The 15,039-nt window shown below is 57.3% G+C and carries 16 protein-coding genes and 1 pseudogene; 6 read left to right on the forward strand and 11 right to left on the reverse strand.

Going from position 1 to position 15,039, the window contains the following annotated elements:
- Positions 1 to 262: 262 nt before the first annotated feature.
- Complete coding sequence (locus D9K61_RS07365; RefSeq protein ID WP_120632609.1) at positions 263 to 622, forward strand: hypothetical protein; 360 nt, start codon at positions 263 to 265, stop codon at positions 620 to 622.
- A 14-nt stretch (positions 623 to 636) separates the two neighbouring features.
- On the opposite strand, the gene D9K61_RS07370 is transcribed toward D9K61_RS07365, so the two are convergent.
- The 7 genes and pseudogenes from D9K61_RS07370 to D9K61_RS26895 all read right to left on the reverse strand — a co-directional run bounded on the left by D9K61_RS07370 (position 637) and on the right by D9K61_RS26895 (position 5,773).
- The gene (locus D9K61_RS07370; protein ID WP_120632610.1) at positions 637 to 1,281 is read right to left on the reverse strand and encodes an antitoxin of toxin-antitoxin stability system; all 645 of its coding nucleotides are present in this window, start codon (positions 1,279 to 1,281) and stop codon (positions 637 to 639) included.
- Positions 1,282 to 1,403: 122 nt separating this feature from the next.
- Entirely contained in the window at positions 1,404 to 1,925 is a 522-nt protein-coding gene (locus D9K61_RS07375) for a hypothetical protein (protein ID WP_120632611.1), read from the reverse strand.
- 81 nt (positions 1,926 to 2,006) lie between these two features.
- Positions 2,007 to 2,234 (reverse strand): annotated as a pseudogene (locus D9K61_RS07380) (hypothetical protein); the annotation flags it as partial.
- 83 nt (positions 2,235 to 2,317) lie between these two features.
- Positions 2,318 to 2,755 (reverse strand): hypothetical protein, encoded by a 438-nt coding sequence (locus D9K61_RS07385; RefSeq protein WP_120632613.1) that lies wholly within the window; start codon positions 2,753 to 2,755, stop codon positions 2,318 to 2,320.
- Between the two features lie 83 nt (positions 2,756 to 2,838).
- The gene (locus tag D9K61_RS07390) at positions 2,839 to 4,887 is read right to left on the reverse strand and encodes a ParB/RepB/Spo0J family partition protein (protein ID WP_120632614.1); all 2,049 of its coding nucleotides are present in this window, start codon (positions 4,885 to 4,887) and stop codon (positions 2,839 to 2,841) included.
- Between the two features lie 141 nt (positions 4,888 to 5,028).
- Positions 5,029 to 5,421, reverse strand: coding sequence for a DUF3768 domain-containing protein (locus D9K61_RS07395; protein WP_120632615.1), 393 nt, complete (start codon positions 5,419 to 5,421; stop codon positions 5,029 to 5,031).
- Between the two features lie 187 nt (positions 5,422 to 5,608).
- Positions 5,609 to 5,773 (reverse strand): hypothetical protein, encoded by a 165-nt coding sequence (locus D9K61_RS26895; protein ID WP_162946793.1) that lies wholly within the window; start codon positions 5,771 to 5,773, stop codon positions 5,609 to 5,611.
- A 695-nt stretch (positions 5,774 to 6,468) separates the two neighbouring features.
- Between D9K61_RS26895 and D9K61_RS07400 the strand changes: the two genes are divergently transcribed.
- Positions 6,469 to 6,810, forward strand: coding sequence for a helix-turn-helix domain-containing protein (locus D9K61_RS07400; RefSeq protein ID WP_120632616.1), 342 nt, complete (start codon positions 6,469 to 6,471; stop codon positions 6,808 to 6,810).
- 340 nt (positions 6,811 to 7,150) lie between these two features.
- Here the strand turns inward: D9K61_RS07400 and D9K61_RS07405 are convergent, their stop codons facing one another.
- Positions 7,151 to 8,020 carry a LysR substrate-binding domain-containing protein gene (locus D9K61_RS07405; RefSeq protein ID WP_120632617.1) on the reverse strand — a complete coding sequence of 290 codons (870 nt, stop codon included), beginning with the start codon at positions 8,018 to 8,020 and terminating at the stop codon, positions 7,151 to 7,153.
- 91 nt (positions 8,021 to 8,111) lie between these two features.
- On the opposite strand from D9K61_RS07405, the gene D9K61_RS07410 reads away from it, so the two are divergent.
- On the forward strand, positions 8,112 to 9,338 hold the full coding sequence (locus D9K61_RS07410; protein ID WP_120632618.1) for an MFS transporter: 1,227 nt from the start codon (positions 8,112 to 8,114) through the stop codon (positions 9,336 to 9,338).
- 521 nt (positions 9,339 to 9,859) lie between these two features.
- Positions 9,860 to 10,330 (forward strand): DinB family protein, encoded by a 471-nt coding sequence (locus D9K61_RS07415; protein ID WP_254055708.1) that lies wholly within the window; start codon positions 9,860 to 9,862, stop codon positions 10,328 to 10,330.
- Positions 10,331 to 10,618: 288 nt separating this feature from the next.
- Here the strand turns inward: D9K61_RS07415 and D9K61_RS07420 are convergent, their stop codons facing one another.
- The 3 genes from D9K61_RS07420 to D9K61_RS27820 form a co-directional block, all read right to left on the reverse strand.
- On the reverse strand, positions 10,619 to 11,365 hold the full coding sequence (locus D9K61_RS07420; protein WP_120632648.1) for a metallophosphoesterase: 747 nt from the start codon (positions 11,363 to 11,365) through the stop codon (positions 10,619 to 10,621).
- A 569-nt stretch (positions 11,366 to 11,934) separates the two neighbouring features.
- Entirely contained in the window at positions 11,935 to 12,228 is a 294-nt protein-coding gene (locus D9K61_RS07430) for a hypothetical protein (RefSeq protein WP_254055709.1), read from the reverse strand.
- Positions 12,229 to 12,415: 187 nt separating this feature from the next.
- On the reverse strand, positions 12,416 to 12,907 hold the full coding sequence (locus tag D9K61_RS27820) for a lecithin retinol acyltransferase family protein (protein ID WP_120632621.1): 492 nt from the start codon (positions 12,905 to 12,907) through the stop codon (positions 12,416 to 12,418).
- Between the two features lie 93 nt (positions 12,908 to 13,000).
- Here D9K61_RS27820 and D9K61_RS07440 point away from each other — a divergent pair, with 93 nt between their 5' ends.
- Both D9K61_RS07440 and D9K61_RS07445 read left to right on the forward strand, forming a co-directional pair.
- A complete protein-coding gene (locus D9K61_RS07440; protein WP_120632622.1) occupies positions 13,001 to 13,363 on the forward strand; it encodes a helix-turn-helix transcriptional regulator in 363 nt (120 codons plus the stop codon).
- A 137-nt stretch (positions 13,364 to 13,500) separates the two neighbouring features.
- Positions 13,501 to 14,937 (forward strand): DUF6880 family protein, encoded by a 1,437-nt coding sequence (locus D9K61_RS07445; protein ID WP_120632623.1) that lies wholly within the window; start codon positions 13,501 to 13,503, stop codon positions 14,935 to 14,937.
- Positions 14,938 to 15,039: the final 102 nt, after the last annotated feature.

The raw sequence follows: 15,039 nt of genomic DNA on the forward strand, positions 1-15,039 counted from the left end.
GTATGAAACTTTCATACCATATGGTGCTATCAACGTCACGATTCAATCTTACGACTGCTCTTGGATCCGGTGCCGCAAGCGGTAAGGTTTACCCGACAGGATTGATCAAAGTTCAAGATACTCAAGCGGCAACCCGCTCTCGACCACCCAGCTCCAGCACAAGCAGTCCACCCTTGGTGCGTCCGCAGCGTCGCCAACCGGCACGTTCAAAACAATAACCCGGTCGGCCGGAACGCAAAGCCGCCGGATTGACATATGTGTAATGCCTCTCACCAGGCCAGCAGAAATCAGCGACAAGGTCAGCCTGTCGGATAAGGTCCGAGGCGCGGTGAGCGCTTTCGTTACGGAAGACAGCGCAATTGACACCTGTCTGACCGGAGGCATCGAGGAACTTGCGCCAGACGAAGAGGGCGTCGCCGGACCACGTTCTGAGGACGATTTTCTGCCCTGGACCCGCGAACAGGCTTCGTCTGCGTCCGTCTTTGTACTGGTATGCGGAATAATGTCGTTCATAGAGTTTCAGGCAGGTGCGGTCGCCGTCCTTGGTGATCCACCACAACGGCTCCGGTCTGCTTTCCAAATTTGGGTTTTGAGGATCTGGCCGGGGTTCGGATTTGGCTGACAAATTGTCTGGCATCAGCCGAACCTCTTTCCATCCCCGGTAAATGTGTACTCATTCGCCGCAATGGTTTCGTCGACCACCTCATCCGAAGACAGATCTTCATATTCCTTTTCAAGCTGCCGATAGAGCCAGCAGGCAAGATCACGCAGCGCTTCAATGACGGTGCCCTCGGCATCCGCAGTCATATCCTGGCATGTCGGACTGTCGCGTCTGACGGAAATATCCATGCAATTTGCATGGCAGTAGCGCCCGCGTTTCGTGCTGTCCGCCCGAAGCTGGTAGAAATTGCGCCGCTGGATGGATTGCAAAGCATCGGCAATGCGAGGCAGGTCTTCGTCGATCGGTGCATAAGACCGAATGGCGGCGGGTGCGCCTTTGGCGTAGCTGTAATAGCCCTCCCAGGATGCACCGTCCCCCTGCGACCAAAAGCCGGTGAACCAGATACACGGGTCCTGTCGCGTGCTGCCACCATAGAGCCGTACCGGACGGGTTCTGAGCTGGACACCCAGGATATTGCAGATGCGTTCGAAATCCTCAAAGACGAAGCTATACCAGTCGTAATCGAACCCGCCCTCTCGATACCAATCCCGGGCTATGTCCTTGGCGGAACTCGGGAGCTCATCCAGCCGGTAGATGGTGGTCTCAACGATCTCAGGCATCACCCTGCCCTCCCGCAAATGGCGCGATTTGCGTTTTGAAAAAATCTGTCATGTCGTAACTTTCATTGGCTGTAGGCAGCGACCCGGCCCTGGACCGGGTGCTGATTTTTGGAATTGGGGTGTCAGGCCGCCCGCGCAGTGCGGGCGGGGCTGGCCAATCGCCATGCGGGATCAATCAAACGCGCCTCGATGGCTGCGGCGCGAAATCGCAGACTGCGGGCCTCGTTCGTCTCGTCGCGATCCTGCGCGGCCATCGCTCGGGACCGGATACCGGAAGCCTTCAACACTACACCACGGGCTTCCGCATCCGATGTCACAGGATCGCACCAGATCAAGCCGTCCTTGGAGAGCTGCCCCGCCAAACACAGGCGCTGGTGCCTGTCCGTGATGGTCAGCAGGTTCGGTTTGAAACTCTGAATGGCATCAACACACAGGCCGTTCTGACGCCCACGCCGCTCTGCGCAGGCGATAACCTCATCGAAACTGCGAAACCGGCCGAGCTGGACACTGGCTGGAACCGGGTAGTCCCCCAGATCAGGGTCTTGCGCCATGGCTTCGCCAACGCAGGACAGGGTGAACGAACCGGCATCCCCGATCAGGGCAGGCACGGCGTTGACACAGAAGTCAGAAACAAGAGCGTTCATTGGAAGATCTCCGATGACAGGCGCCAGGAGCCACTCTCCCGACACTCAACCCGTCACGGAAACCCGCACATTCCTCTTTCTCTAACGGCTAACCCCAACCGGATCCGCAAAGGCTGGATCAAACAGTCGCTCAATTTTGTACGTCCGTCCCATCCAGGGTTCGGGCGGGATTGCACGCACCCAATCCGCAAATGATGGGATGTGGCCCAAATCTTCTTTTACATGCTGCTCGCCCACCCATCGGGTTGGGATCACCCGGCCCGTGGGTAGCGTGATCGTCGGACCGAAGATGGGTTCAGCCATGAAGATGGTTCTTGAACGGAGCGTCCGTCGCCCCTCTTGATACGGAGCGACGTCCGGCGCGATGGCCGGACGTCGCCGGGTCGGTTGGATCAATTGTCGTCACCGACAACCTCGCACCAGGCGTTTTGATACCGGTTATTGGCCAGCCAGGCATCGGCGGCGCTCTGATCTTTCGCCAGATACAACAGCTCGGTATTGCCGCCGGAAGAGTTCAGGATTTTCACCATCCCCTGTTTGGGCGTGTCGATGACCTCAAACTGCAATGCGCTGTGCAGCCCATGCGTGCGCAAAAATGTCATGCAGGTCACACCGTTCGAGGTGAAATCTCCCTCATGCAGTGTGATCGAGCCGGGAAGGGAAAAGGACCCCTTCTTTGCGGGAGTTTTGCTGAGCAGCCGGGCAATGCCATTGCGGCGTTTCCAGTCGGAAAGTTTGCGGCTGTGTCGTGCTGGCGGTTCTTTGGTGCCATCCGAATAGCGGATCAAAGCGCCAAGTGGTGCGGTGTCATAGATGGATTGTGCGGACATTATTATGTCTCCTTAAAACGTTTCGACCCGCCATGAGGGCGGGCCGGGAAGTGAGTTGGTGTTTTCGGGCAGGTTGGTTGCTGTCACTCAGCGGCGATCGGCACCTCGGCGTCCTGATCGGCGGTCAGGAAATCCGGCAGGTCGACATCTTCGACCTCGAGTTCAGGCGCATCGATCAAGCGCAGCGGTTCCGGCAACCAGCCACTGTCTGCCAGCAGACGTTCGGCCTCATTGGCCATGTCGCCTTTCTTCAGGTGGTCGATGAGCTGTGCGGCCTGCTCTCCTGCCCCTTCGGTGACTGCTTCAATGATGCGAGCCTTGGACACGCGGTTGAGATAATTCTCCGCCGTGGGTGTCCAGCCATCGCCGATCAGATCGAGACCGGTTGCCCGGGCGAGCCGATCCACCTCGGACATGCGGCGCTCCAGACCATGCGGTGTCACACCGGCCCCGCCATAGGCGTTGGGGCGTTCGTGCAGCGCATTGACCCCAAAGGACACACAATGGGCCAAAAGTGAGAGTTGCTGATCCTGCGGCAACGTGACGATCCAGTCCCAAAGATCTGCTTCCTCCCCGGGGATTGCAGTTTTCCAGTCTTCGTGGCGCTGATCGATCGCCTGCGCCGCCGGGCTGGTGTCGAGATCGGGACCGCGTTCGGGAAAGTGCGTTTCGCGAATGCTGGCCTCGACGGACGCACCGGAGATGTAGCTACGGTGGAACAGGTCGCTCACCAGCTTGTGCAGAAGTGCCGTCAATGCCACCTGGGGGTCACCCGCCATCGCGTTGCGCAGCGCCAGCGTGCGGTATGCGGTCAGTTCCACCAGAAGTTTATCCGGCAGAGGCTTGATGGTCTCGGATTCCTCAACCTCCGGATCGCCGATGGTCACGGTTGCGACTGACGCGGTGGCCCCACCCTCGACGGAGGTATCGGGTGTTTCAGCATCCCCCGCCATATCCTCGGGCCGGATCCAACCGCGCTCCTGTTTCAGCGTACCGTCATGATCGATGCTGAGGAAGATGCCAGATTGCGCCTTGTCCTCATCTCCGTACGTCAGCGGACGATTGTAGAACGCCTGCAATTCTTCCTCGATCTCCTCCATCCGGTCGTAGGCCTCATCGGGATATTCATCCGTATCTGCGTATTCGGCCTCAATCGCTTCGTTCTCCGCGACGAGCACCTCCTTACGCGCCTGACCTTCGTCGCTGAGCGGTTCTTCCGTGCCCTGCACCCGGCCATAGTCGCGCGTGTGGCCGTAGGGGTACTCGGTATTGGCCGCGACCCATTTCCAGCCTTCACCCGCAGCCTCGTCGGCACAGGTTTTCAGCTTCTCCATGGTCAGACGATCCAGCAGCGCAGCATCCTGAAAATACCCGCCGCCGTCACTATCGAAGAGATCGCGCAGAATGACGCCGCCAGCCGCCTCGTAAGCCTCTTCGCCAACAAAGATCGTCCGTCGATCCCCTGCCCGCACGGTGGTTTCCGTCAACATCCGGCGAATGTTATGGGCATTGTTGTTCCAGCTGTCTTTGATGGCCTCCCAAACCTCTTCCTGACGGGCCGGGTCGGGATGCACCGTGAAGGCCATCAGCTGCTCAAGTGTCATGTCTTCCGCGGCATAGGCTTCAAGCAGTGAAGGCGCGACGGTGGTCAACTTCAGCCGCTGTTTGACCACCTGCGGGGTCGCAAAGAACGCGGCGGCGATCTCCGCCTCATCCAACCCCTGATCCCGCAGGGCCGCAAAGGCGCGGAACTGATCCAATGGATGTAGCGGCGCCCGTTGGGTGTTTTCCGCCAGGCTGTCATCTTCGGCACTGATGCCATCCGCCGGATCGCGCACGATGCAAGGGACCGGCGCGGTCTTGTTCAGACGCTTTTGCTCGACCAGCAGAGACAGCGCCTGATAACGACGACCACCGGCCGGCACCTCGAACAGGCCGGTTTCTGCACCGTCGTCATCCAGTTCTGGACGCACATGCAGGCTTTGCAGTAACCCGCGCCGGGCGATGTCCTCGGCCAGTTCCTCGACCGAAATACCTGCCTTGATCTTGCGGACGTTGCTCTGCGACAGCGTGAGTTTGTTGAAAGGGATGCCGCACGCCTGCGACAGGGTAATTTTCTGGGACTGTGTCATTGTTGATTTCTCCATCGAAAGGTTGCGAGGACGGGCCGGGACGCTCTCTCACGCCCCAAACCCGTCACACGAAAAACGGCCACCCTCTTCCTCTGAAGACGGCAGCCGCTGGAACAAATATTGGTGGTGAAACGCCCGCCCTCAGTATTCCGACGGCAGCAGGATGGTCAGGACGCGCCGGGTCTGATCGGGATCGGACGGCACGTCGGCACCATAGGCATAATCGCAATCATAGAGATCGATGCGCCACCAGACGGTCTCACCTTGTACGGTGATCACGCCCATCTCATGCAGAGCGTAGGGATCGGCATCCGGGCTGAAGACATCGAATTCAGCTGTGAGGCGAACAGCCTCCTGCATAAACGCAGCCCCCAGTCCGACCACGCCGGGTGTCACCAGCAGTCGTCCGGGAAGAGCGCTCGGGCTTGTGGGCGCGTCGAGGATCGCGCGACGGAACAGATCGTTCTGTGTCGCGATCATCGCGGTCTCTGCGGGAATATCTTTGGTGGCGGCGATGCTGGTCTGTTGGTTCATGTCAGGTTCTCCACGACGGGTGCCGGAAGCCTCTCTCCCGATCTCAAACTCGTCGCAAAATCCCTTCCTTTCTCTTCCTCTTCATGCGCAGGCCGCGGCGACGCCGTTGGCCGTCCAGTGCCCCATCCGCAGACACAGTGACAATGCGGTGCAGATTTGTAGGGGAGGAGAAGTGAGGCCATAGGCCTCACTCGAAAGGATCAATTTCTTGCAGAATCTGAACTTCATCACCGTCAATCTCATCGGCGGGAACAGCGCCGAAACTGCCATCCCCTGCCTGAAACACCACGATGGACACCATCAGGGTGGCGGCGAGGCTTGAGGCGAAGGCGTATGCGTCATTGCGGGTCATGTTGTGGCTCCTGTCTGGAGGCGGGGAACCATTCCCCGCGCTGTACAGGAACCCGAAGCGTCTTAAGGGATCGCGATCATCGCGTGCGTTCGGGGCTCGCCCCCGAATCCGCGCGGCGGCACGCCTTTGGCGTCGTCCGACCCCTTGCGGGTTGATCGTTAAGAGAGCTTTTGACCTAGGTTAGTGACTGGCAAGCGCGGGGATTGGTGCCCCCGCCCTCGGAGCCATATGTCCCGCAATGACGCATATGCTGCAGCCCGCCCGATACCTGGAATACTCTCGTGGAGGCGGTTCAGGCCGGAAATGCGTTCGGCACTGGCTGGTGTGAATGTGATACCAGATTCGTTACAAATTGATCTTTTCGAATGGGGGCGGGCTCTGAAGACAGATCGCTAGATGCGCCCAAATTGTAGTCCCATCAAGAGCTTGCACGTTTGCTTAAAAGACGCCAATAAGAGGCATCGCCGGTGCACCGGCGCGGGGAAATCAGCAAGCCCTGTATAATTGATATAACTCGCCAGGCGGCCAAAGCGCACGCCAATGGATTTTTTTACCCAACGGTTTTCGGCCGGATGGCGTAGAAATGTCCAGGACTTCGGTCTAAATACTGCGCTCCCCTGCCCTGGCCGGGGGTCTTGCTGACGTCCGGCTTTTGCCGGTTTCCCGATTTATTCGGAGCGGGAGATTTTTACCAGATGACCAATAGTATTGACGATGAAGTCGGACGACAAATCCGGCATCTACGATGGGCAAACGGGACGACCAGGGAGCAGCTTGCGGATGTGATGCAGCTTAGCGGCGAAGAAATAGAACATTATGAATGTGGAACGTCTCGGGTCAGCGCACACAATCTGTGGCGCCTCGCGGAATTTTTTGCTGTCCCGGTCACATCTTTTTTCGACCTTGATAAGTCTGGCCATTCTGACGCTCTGAGCACGGAAAGGATTATGTCTGAAATCATGTCGGACCCGGAGGCAGCAAAGATCGTGCGCGCCTATTATGCCTTGTCCGCTGATAAGCGTCGGAAGATGTTTTAAATTTTGAAGAAAAAGCCCTGACTATGTGTGGCGAATTGCAATTATCCCGCGCTCGGATTGCAAACATCCCGGGTTTTCGCGCGAATTATTTGCGTCTATCCGGTGTGCCAAACTCACATTACTTGCGAACGTGATCAGATTATTTGCGACGGGATTGCAATCATCCGTCCCGGATCACATTACCTGCGAACAGCATGTCAACTGGAGAACATGGTCTGCACTAATTGGACGGATGCAAGCGCAGCAATCGCCGTTCGCTGCGCGACCCACGAACCGGCAAGACGCGGACACAGCGAGATTTCGCTGCACGTGCGCCAAAGGCTGCTTATTAATTTTCGGCTCAGCCCATGTCGTCTTTCAACCATTTTACGAATGATCGAACAGATGGCCTTTCGAATGTCTCCTGGAGGGCCACAGCATAATATGCAAACTCAGTCGGCCAAACAGCATCCAAAGCGCGCACCAACTGCGCAGAGGCCAAGCCCTCTTTGACGTAAATGTCATTCAGTAATGCCAGACCTTGTCCCTCAATCACCGCTTTGACGGTCAAAAAGTCGTTTCCGTATTGCGTGCCATAGAGTGCGTTGGTTGCTTCGACGTTCTGCGCCTCAAGCCAGATCGACCAGTCCTTGCCAGTCGCATCAGGGAGCAATCGATAGCGCAGGCAATCAGCGGGCTTGGTCAGCGGTCCGTGTTGTTCCAGCAGGGCGGGGCTTGCGACCAGAATCAGTTCTGGTGAGCAGAGCCATTCGGATCGCAAGCCAGGATAACGGCCGAGACCATGGCGGATGGCTAGGTCTACCGGCTCTGACTTGAGGTCAACAAGCCGGTCGTCTGTCTCGACCGACACCGTGATTTTAGGATGCGCATCCGCGAACCGGCCCAGACTAGACACAAGCATGGAATGAGCGAAGGTTGCGGATGTATTGACCCGCACTGTGTCGCCAAAGGTTGAGAAATGCTGCTCATGCGCGGCTTCAATTTTGGAGAATGCAGCCCCTATGTCAGAATGGAGTGCGCGCCCCGCCGCCGTCAGCGTAATCCCATGTTTGCTGCGATCAAACAGCCGCAACCCGTGACGTTCTTCGACCGCGCGTATGCGTTGACTGATGGCTCCGGGAGTGACGCCAAGTTCGTGCGCGGCGTCCTGCATCGCACCCGTTCGTGCAACAACGTGGAATGTATAGAGGTCTTGGATGCGGATGGCCATAATACACTTTAGACCAGCTAAAGTGAAGTGACCAGCATATCGTTAGGAAAACCCTCTGGTTGATGGCATCTGAGCGTCAAGGAGACGCAACATGTCAGACACACCCACACTTCCATCGCGCCAGAACTGGACCGTTGTAATATTCGGCTTTCTGGCATTGTCATTGGCATTCTCCAGCCGCGCTGCGCTTGGGTTGATTATGCCCGTTTGGCAAACGGAATTTGGTTGGACCAGTAGCTATATCTCAAGTGTAGGTGCAGCCGCGCTTGTCGTCATGGCCATCGTCGCGCCCTTTGCGGGACGGCTCGTGGACCGGCGTGGATCGCAATTCACGCTTAATCTTGGCATGGGTTTGCTTGGGGTTGGCTGTGCTATTGTCGCTTTGATGGGCAACAAGCTGATGTTTGTCATCGGCTTTGCAGGGTTCAGCGCGGTTGGCTTTGGTATCGTTGCCACACATGTTGTGGCCACCGCCGTCACCCGTAATTTTTCCGAACACCAAGGATTGGCAACCGGTATCGGCACATCTGGCGCGACGGGTGGGCAGTTTCTGATTGTCCCACTGATTGCGGCATTGCTGGCCTTTGCAAGCTGGCGCTGGAGTTTTGGCGCTTTGTCTGTTGCCAGCCTCGCCCTGATCCCCTGCATCCGCATGAGCATGAAGTCAGATGGCCCACTGGAAGAGGACAGCGGGACCGGGGGCACACCCTCTACAATGGCGCAAGACCTCGCCGTGATTGTTCGGCAACCGGCCTTCCACCTTCTGTTCTGGAGCTTTCTTATCTGCGGCTTCACCACAACTGGCGTGATCGAAACACATCTCCTGCCGTTTGCTGCGTTCTGCGGTTTTCCTCCTATTCCAAGCGCAACCGCCTATGGCCTGCTGTCATTGGTAAACCTGATCGGCATGATCGCCGCAGGTTGGCTGACAGATCGGGTCAATCGACCTATGCTCCTGGCCGCGATCTATCTGCTGCGCGCCCTGACATTCATTTTGCTCGGAAGTCTTCCCGGCACCTCGATTGAAATGCTGTTTCTGTTCGCTGTTCTGTTCGGGGCTGTCGATTATTCAACAGTGCCGGTCACAGCCAGCTTGGTGGCAAGCCATGTCGGCATCAAGATGATGGGCCTTGCGGTGGGTCTGATTTCGGCCGGGCATGCGATTGGCGGGGCACTTGGGGCCTTTGCGGGTGGCTATCTTTTTACGGCGACACAGACCTACGATCTTGTTTGGACAGGCTCCGTTTGGCTGGCCGTTGGCGCGGGTTTTCTGGCCTTGTTCCTGAAAGCTCAACCTGCAAGCAAGGCAACTACATAGCGGCCCTCCATGCATTGTGCAGCATTAGTCAAAGAGGGCTCTCACTAAGGTTTCGCCGCGCCCAGCGTGAAGAGCTGATCTCCGAGACAGAGGCCGTTCGCCTGGTCGTGCTTGGACTAGCAGAGAGCGGACTCTCCAGACTTTTGCTTACGCCGCCATTGCTAGCGCAAAAAACGCTCGCACCTGCCGCGCGGATTATTCGGCGGCGCAGCAGATTTCCCGGTTCCGGTCATTCAACTGGGCGGAACTCGGCAAATTTCAAACCGCACATTCGCTGCAGTCAGGATCGACCATCGAAGCGGGCGGACAAAGCAGTCATACCCGACGCTTGACGTTACACCTGAAATGACCAACGATCCGGATATCCGTCCGTACTAGAATCTCGGTCAGGTCACCCCGTGCTCGGCGCTAAGGTTTAGATAGGCGCTGGAAAAGACGCTACGCAGTAGCGTCCCGATATCATCCCGCATCAAAGATCAAAGGAGTCTGAGAAGATGATCTCAGCCGAATATTGCCGCCTCATGTCCCGCTACAATGCTTGGCAGAATACCTCATTCGTAACAGTTGCTGACGGGCTTACCGAAGTTGCGCGCCACAAGGATCGAGGCGCATTCTTCCAATCAATAGCGGCCACCCTGAACCATCTGTATTGGGCAGACGCCATGATACTGCTGCGATTGAAGGGAAATGAGCGACCGGAGGAAACCATCAAGCACTCCCTGACTCACCCGTCGGATTGGAATGACTTCAAAGCGCTGCGTTCCAAACGCGACGAGGAAATCGAAGAGTGGGCGGCCCGGTTGGTCGACGCCGACCTCGACGGAATGGTTGTTTGGTATCCCGGCGACGGCTTAACCCGTATCGAGAAACCAAAGACCCTTTGCGCCGCAGAGCTATTCAACCACCAGACCCACCACCGGGGTCAGGTCCACGCAATGCTTACAGCAGCAGGTGCAGAGCTCCAGCCGACCAACCTGTCAATGTTGCCATAGCTCGCACGAAAAGGGCTCAGAGCCGGGTTTCGACGCCTATAGCAGGAATCTCGGCTACTGATTTGTGGATGACCACGCGTTGAGCGAGACGGCACAAGATCAAAGGTTTGGCCCAACCTATCGACGGCGGGTTTCGCGCTGCTTGCGTCAAGAGCCTTGCCGCACGGACATTGGGCCGCAACGAGCCCGAAGTGACGAATGCTGCAGTGACCATAAACGACCGCTTCGGTGGCTCAGGCCGCGAATGCAGCATACTATTTCAGATGAGTTTAGGTCCATCGCCTCGCTTCAGACGGCGACGTGGTTGCTGACGAGGCCGTCGGAGGTGAGGCGATGGACCATGATCATAGGCGGCTCGTTCACGGCAGGGACATTCGACCCCCCGAACCAGAGCGGATTGGCGACGCAGATCGAACCGCAGATATGCGCGGGAACCCCTGCGAGCATGGCGCTCATGGGACGATGAACATGGCCCGACGACAGGGCGAGCGGCTTCGTGGAGAGGGACGCAAAGAGGTCGTCCAGAGCCGCTCCTCCGCGCCCGATCACCTCGTCTAAGGGCGGGATTCCGCAAGGGACGAAATGGTGATGTGAAAAGAGAAGCGTGTTCTCCGTGCCTTCCGCCCGTAAAGCTTCGTTCAACCAGCCCAGATGCGGTGTGACGTCCCCACTGGATGATCCAGGTAGGCTTGCGTCGATGCCGATCAGTCGGAGCGCTCCGATCCGCGCGCTGAAATGCATGGCGTCGCCGTCGCCGATCGCGCCGACGCGTCCGTCGAACACACCCTGCATTGCATGTCTGTCGTCGGAGTTTCCGGGGAGAAGGAGAACAGGGCACTTCAATGTGGCGAGACGGGTTCCGATCTCGGTGTAGCCCTCGGTCCAGCCGTCGTCGATGAGGTCTCCCGTCAGGACGACCGCATCCGGTCCGAAACCAGCGAGCAATGCCAACGCCCGCTCGAAGCGCGGCATGCCGTCATTTCCCGGCGCGGCGTGGATATCGGACACCTGCGCTATGATCGAGTGTTCAATCATTTTGCCCTCCATTGGCCAACATAGAACAGAATGCCTCGTCCCGAAAGATCGCGGCGGGCGCGGGAACTTCGACAGTAAGGAACGGAGCGGTCATCGAACCCACGACGCGTTCGTGATGCGTCGTTCCGCGAGTATACCTCACTGGAGCGGACCTCCATGCATGGCGCAGCGAAAGCCTGGTTTGTCCCGACCTATGCGTTGCCCATCCAGTGCTCGCCGCGCGGCGTTTGAATGGCCGGTTTTTCCGCTGTTGCGCAGCGTCATGAACCAAGCAGATGCAGCGAATTTCGTATTGCGTGCGCCCGCAGCGAGAAAGTCCAAGGTACCAGTTGGGCTCATACCGTCAGTCGAAGCCTACCGCAGAGAATGGCAGCGTCGAGCCCTGGGCAGCCATTGCCATTAATCGCTGCATGCGCTCGCAGCACCGAATTTTCTGCGCAGGCGCAAAAATCCGTGACGCTACGCGGCGGGGATTTCGGCCATTCATCGACCGCGCAGCATTTTTGAAGGGGTAAATTTACAGGTCACAGGACAAACCCAGCATTTACCAGGGGACTTTCAGTGGCCGCTTAGCCATCCGCGTTCTCTATTCCCCATGCCGCCAGCAGTTTCGGCAGCGCTTCCTTCCAATCCATCACGCCGACGGTTTCCGCCCAAGCCTGGTATTGGCGGATCAGGCCTTTCTCAAGGGCGGTGTTGCGACCCGCAACGTCGGTCAGCTCGGTACGGTCGGCCTCGGTGTCGTAAAGCTCCCAGGGACAATCATGCAGTCGAACCAGCTTGAACTGGCCCAGGCGGATGGCGGCATTGCCCTCATGCTCCCAGAAGATTGGCTGCTCGCGCTGCCAGTCCTTACCCTTCATAAGGCCTAGCAGAGATTCCCCCTGTAGCGGGCTTTGTTGATGGCGTGGATGCCCCCACCTACCGGCATCGTAACGTGCCACAGTGATGTTTCAGAAAGCATTACTCGAACGGAGAGCCAAGGCCTGCAGCAGCCGAGGAAACGAATGACATCTGCTTCCCTTGAGGGCAGTCGCGATGATTGATGGGTCAATCGGATGCCTTCAACTCCTGAGTGGCAGTTAGGCCAATCAGGCCACCAACACAAGCCATTGCTAAGCATGCCGATAGGCTCGGGTTCTTTGCGATCAATTTTGTAGCGCCCAATGAAATTACAATTCCTGAAACAACTCCGCCTACCTGACGTGATGTCGGTTTAAGCCCGCAGGCCCAGTTTGCAAAAGCCTCGCAGTTCCGGATCAAATAGTTGTACCTCCATTTACCGATCTGCGAGCGGGCGTTTTCGAGGATCACATAAGCTGGCAGTTCGGACTGGCTACGCGCAAGGCCTGTTCTCCTGCCCCTGACGACGTCGTCGTAACATTCTTCCCCAACCGTTCGAGTTTCCGCCCTGGCTGATATCAACATCAGCTTTCCAAGAGGGCATCTTCGGTCGCTTACGATCGAGTAGTGCTCATAAGACCTCATTGAAGTTACAATCAGGTCTCCGGGGCGCAGAGTATCTTCGAATTTCATCTTCATGTTCGTCACAGTTTATCCTATGTTGGACCTAAATCATATGTGGGTGAGTTGTCATTATTTCTCATATTATCCAATTTGGAGATTAGCGACAGAATGTCAACAGCCAAAACGACATATTCGATGATCCTGTGCAGCCTGATGTCCCAAATCTGCGAACAGCAGGGGCTTCTGCAAAAGGACTTCTTTCAGAAAACAGGGATTGCGACCGGCTCATGGTCGCGCATCATGCGGGGTCAGGCTCACTTTCAGATCGAAGATATCCGCGCTGCCTGCCATGTACTGGGGCTGTCTGTCGGCGATTTGACAAAAATGGCTGACAAAAGGCAGGAACAGCTGGTTGAACAGGAGGGCATTGAAGTGGTGTCCAAAGACGATCTTAAATCCGAAGGATCAGCAGCAGGAAAACTGATCGCCGGTGCGGCACTTGCTTTCCTGTTGACGAGGCTTTCACAGTAGGCCGTTATTCTGCAATTTTCGGCACGCAGACGTATGCTCCTTCAAACAGCCATTCCGAGCCTGTGATACTGGAACCCGATTGAACAGCGCAGAAAACAACCCGAAACTGTACAAATCGACCATCCGGTGAGCTCTGCATGTCCCGCAAAACACTCAACAAGAATAACCTGATCGCACTCGGTGCAGAGACCCTGGCCGAATTGCTGCTCGATATCACCCAAGGCAATGCCACCCAGCAGCGCCGCCTGCGGATGGAGCTCAGCGCCCATGTCGGCGCGTCCGACGTCGCCCGCGATATCCGCAAACGGTTTTCGTCATTGCGGCGGAGCACCAGCTATATTGAATGGCGCCAGCAGAACGCGTTCGCTCGGGAACTGTCGGATTTGGTCGATCTGATCCGAGCACGCGTCGCGCCAGATGAGCCAGATGAGGCGTTCGACTTGCTTTGGGCCTTCCTTAGTCTCGCCCCGTCAATCTATGAACGCGTCGATGACAGTCACGGTACGATCGGCATGGTGATGTCCGATGCTATGGAAGCGATCTCCGAAGCTGCGCCTCGCCTTTCAATCGATGGTCACACCGTGGCCGAACGGGTGTTCGAAGGGCTGCAGGATAACGGGTATGGACAATTTGACGGGGCCATACCCGCGTTGGCGGACGCGCTCGGAACCGAAGGCGCCGAACGTCTGAAACAGCTGGCCTGGGCCGTTCAGGATGCCCCGCTCAGTGCTGGAGATGCGGCGCGTTACGATTTTATCGACGACCCTGACAGACAACACGAAATGGCGCGTGAAGACCGTGATCGCACTGCGGGAATGGTGCTTCAGGATGTGGCCGACCTGCAGGGCGATGTTGACGCGTACATGGCGCGGTACTCAGCCGAACAGCTGACGTTTCACACCATCGCTCCTGATGTGGCCCGAAGATTGCTGGACGCCGGTCGTGCAGAGGAAGCTTTGTCGATTGTCGAAGGTGCACGGACCCGTGACCGAAATCTGATCATCGGAGACGGGAAGCTGGACGAGGTACAGGTGGCCTGTCTGGATACGCTCGATCGCGGCGAAGAGGCAAAGACATTCCTCTGGGACCTGTTCTGCCAGACGCTGAACCCTGAAAGCCTGCGCCAACACATCCGTCGGCTTCCGGATTTCGAGGATATCGAAGCCGCGGATCGTGCCCGTGATCACGCCATGGCCCATCAGAACATGATGACCGCGCTATCTTTCTTTCACAATTGGCAAGATCCAGGATCGGCGGCGCAGCTGATTGAAACCCGCTTTGCCGAACTCGACGGCAACGCCTACTATATTCTAACTCCAGTTGCGGATGCCCTCGAAGGCGACCACCCGCTGGCAGCGACCCTTGCCCGTCGGGCCATGATCCTTGATACGCTCGAAAACAAGCGCTCCAAACGCTATCGATATGCCGCAAAACACCTTGCGGAATGCAGCAGCTCGGACCGGCAGATCAGTGAATACGGAAGCCATCCCACCCATGCTGGGTTCACCGCATCGCTCCGCAAAACCCACCCACGCAAAACTGCGTTCTGGGATCGGGTACCGGAAGGTATTTGAGCTTTTCGTCGGTTGGTAAGGTCTGCATCAATCACCCCAGGGCAGAGATGCACGACATTTCACTGATTGCATCTTCCGGACAGGCGCGAAATAACTCTGAAT

Source organism: Ruegeria sp. EL01 (assembly GCF_900313035.1).
Taxonomy (GTDB): domain Bacteria; phylum Pseudomonadota; class Alphaproteobacteria; order Rhodobacterales; family Rhodobacteraceae; genus Ruegeria.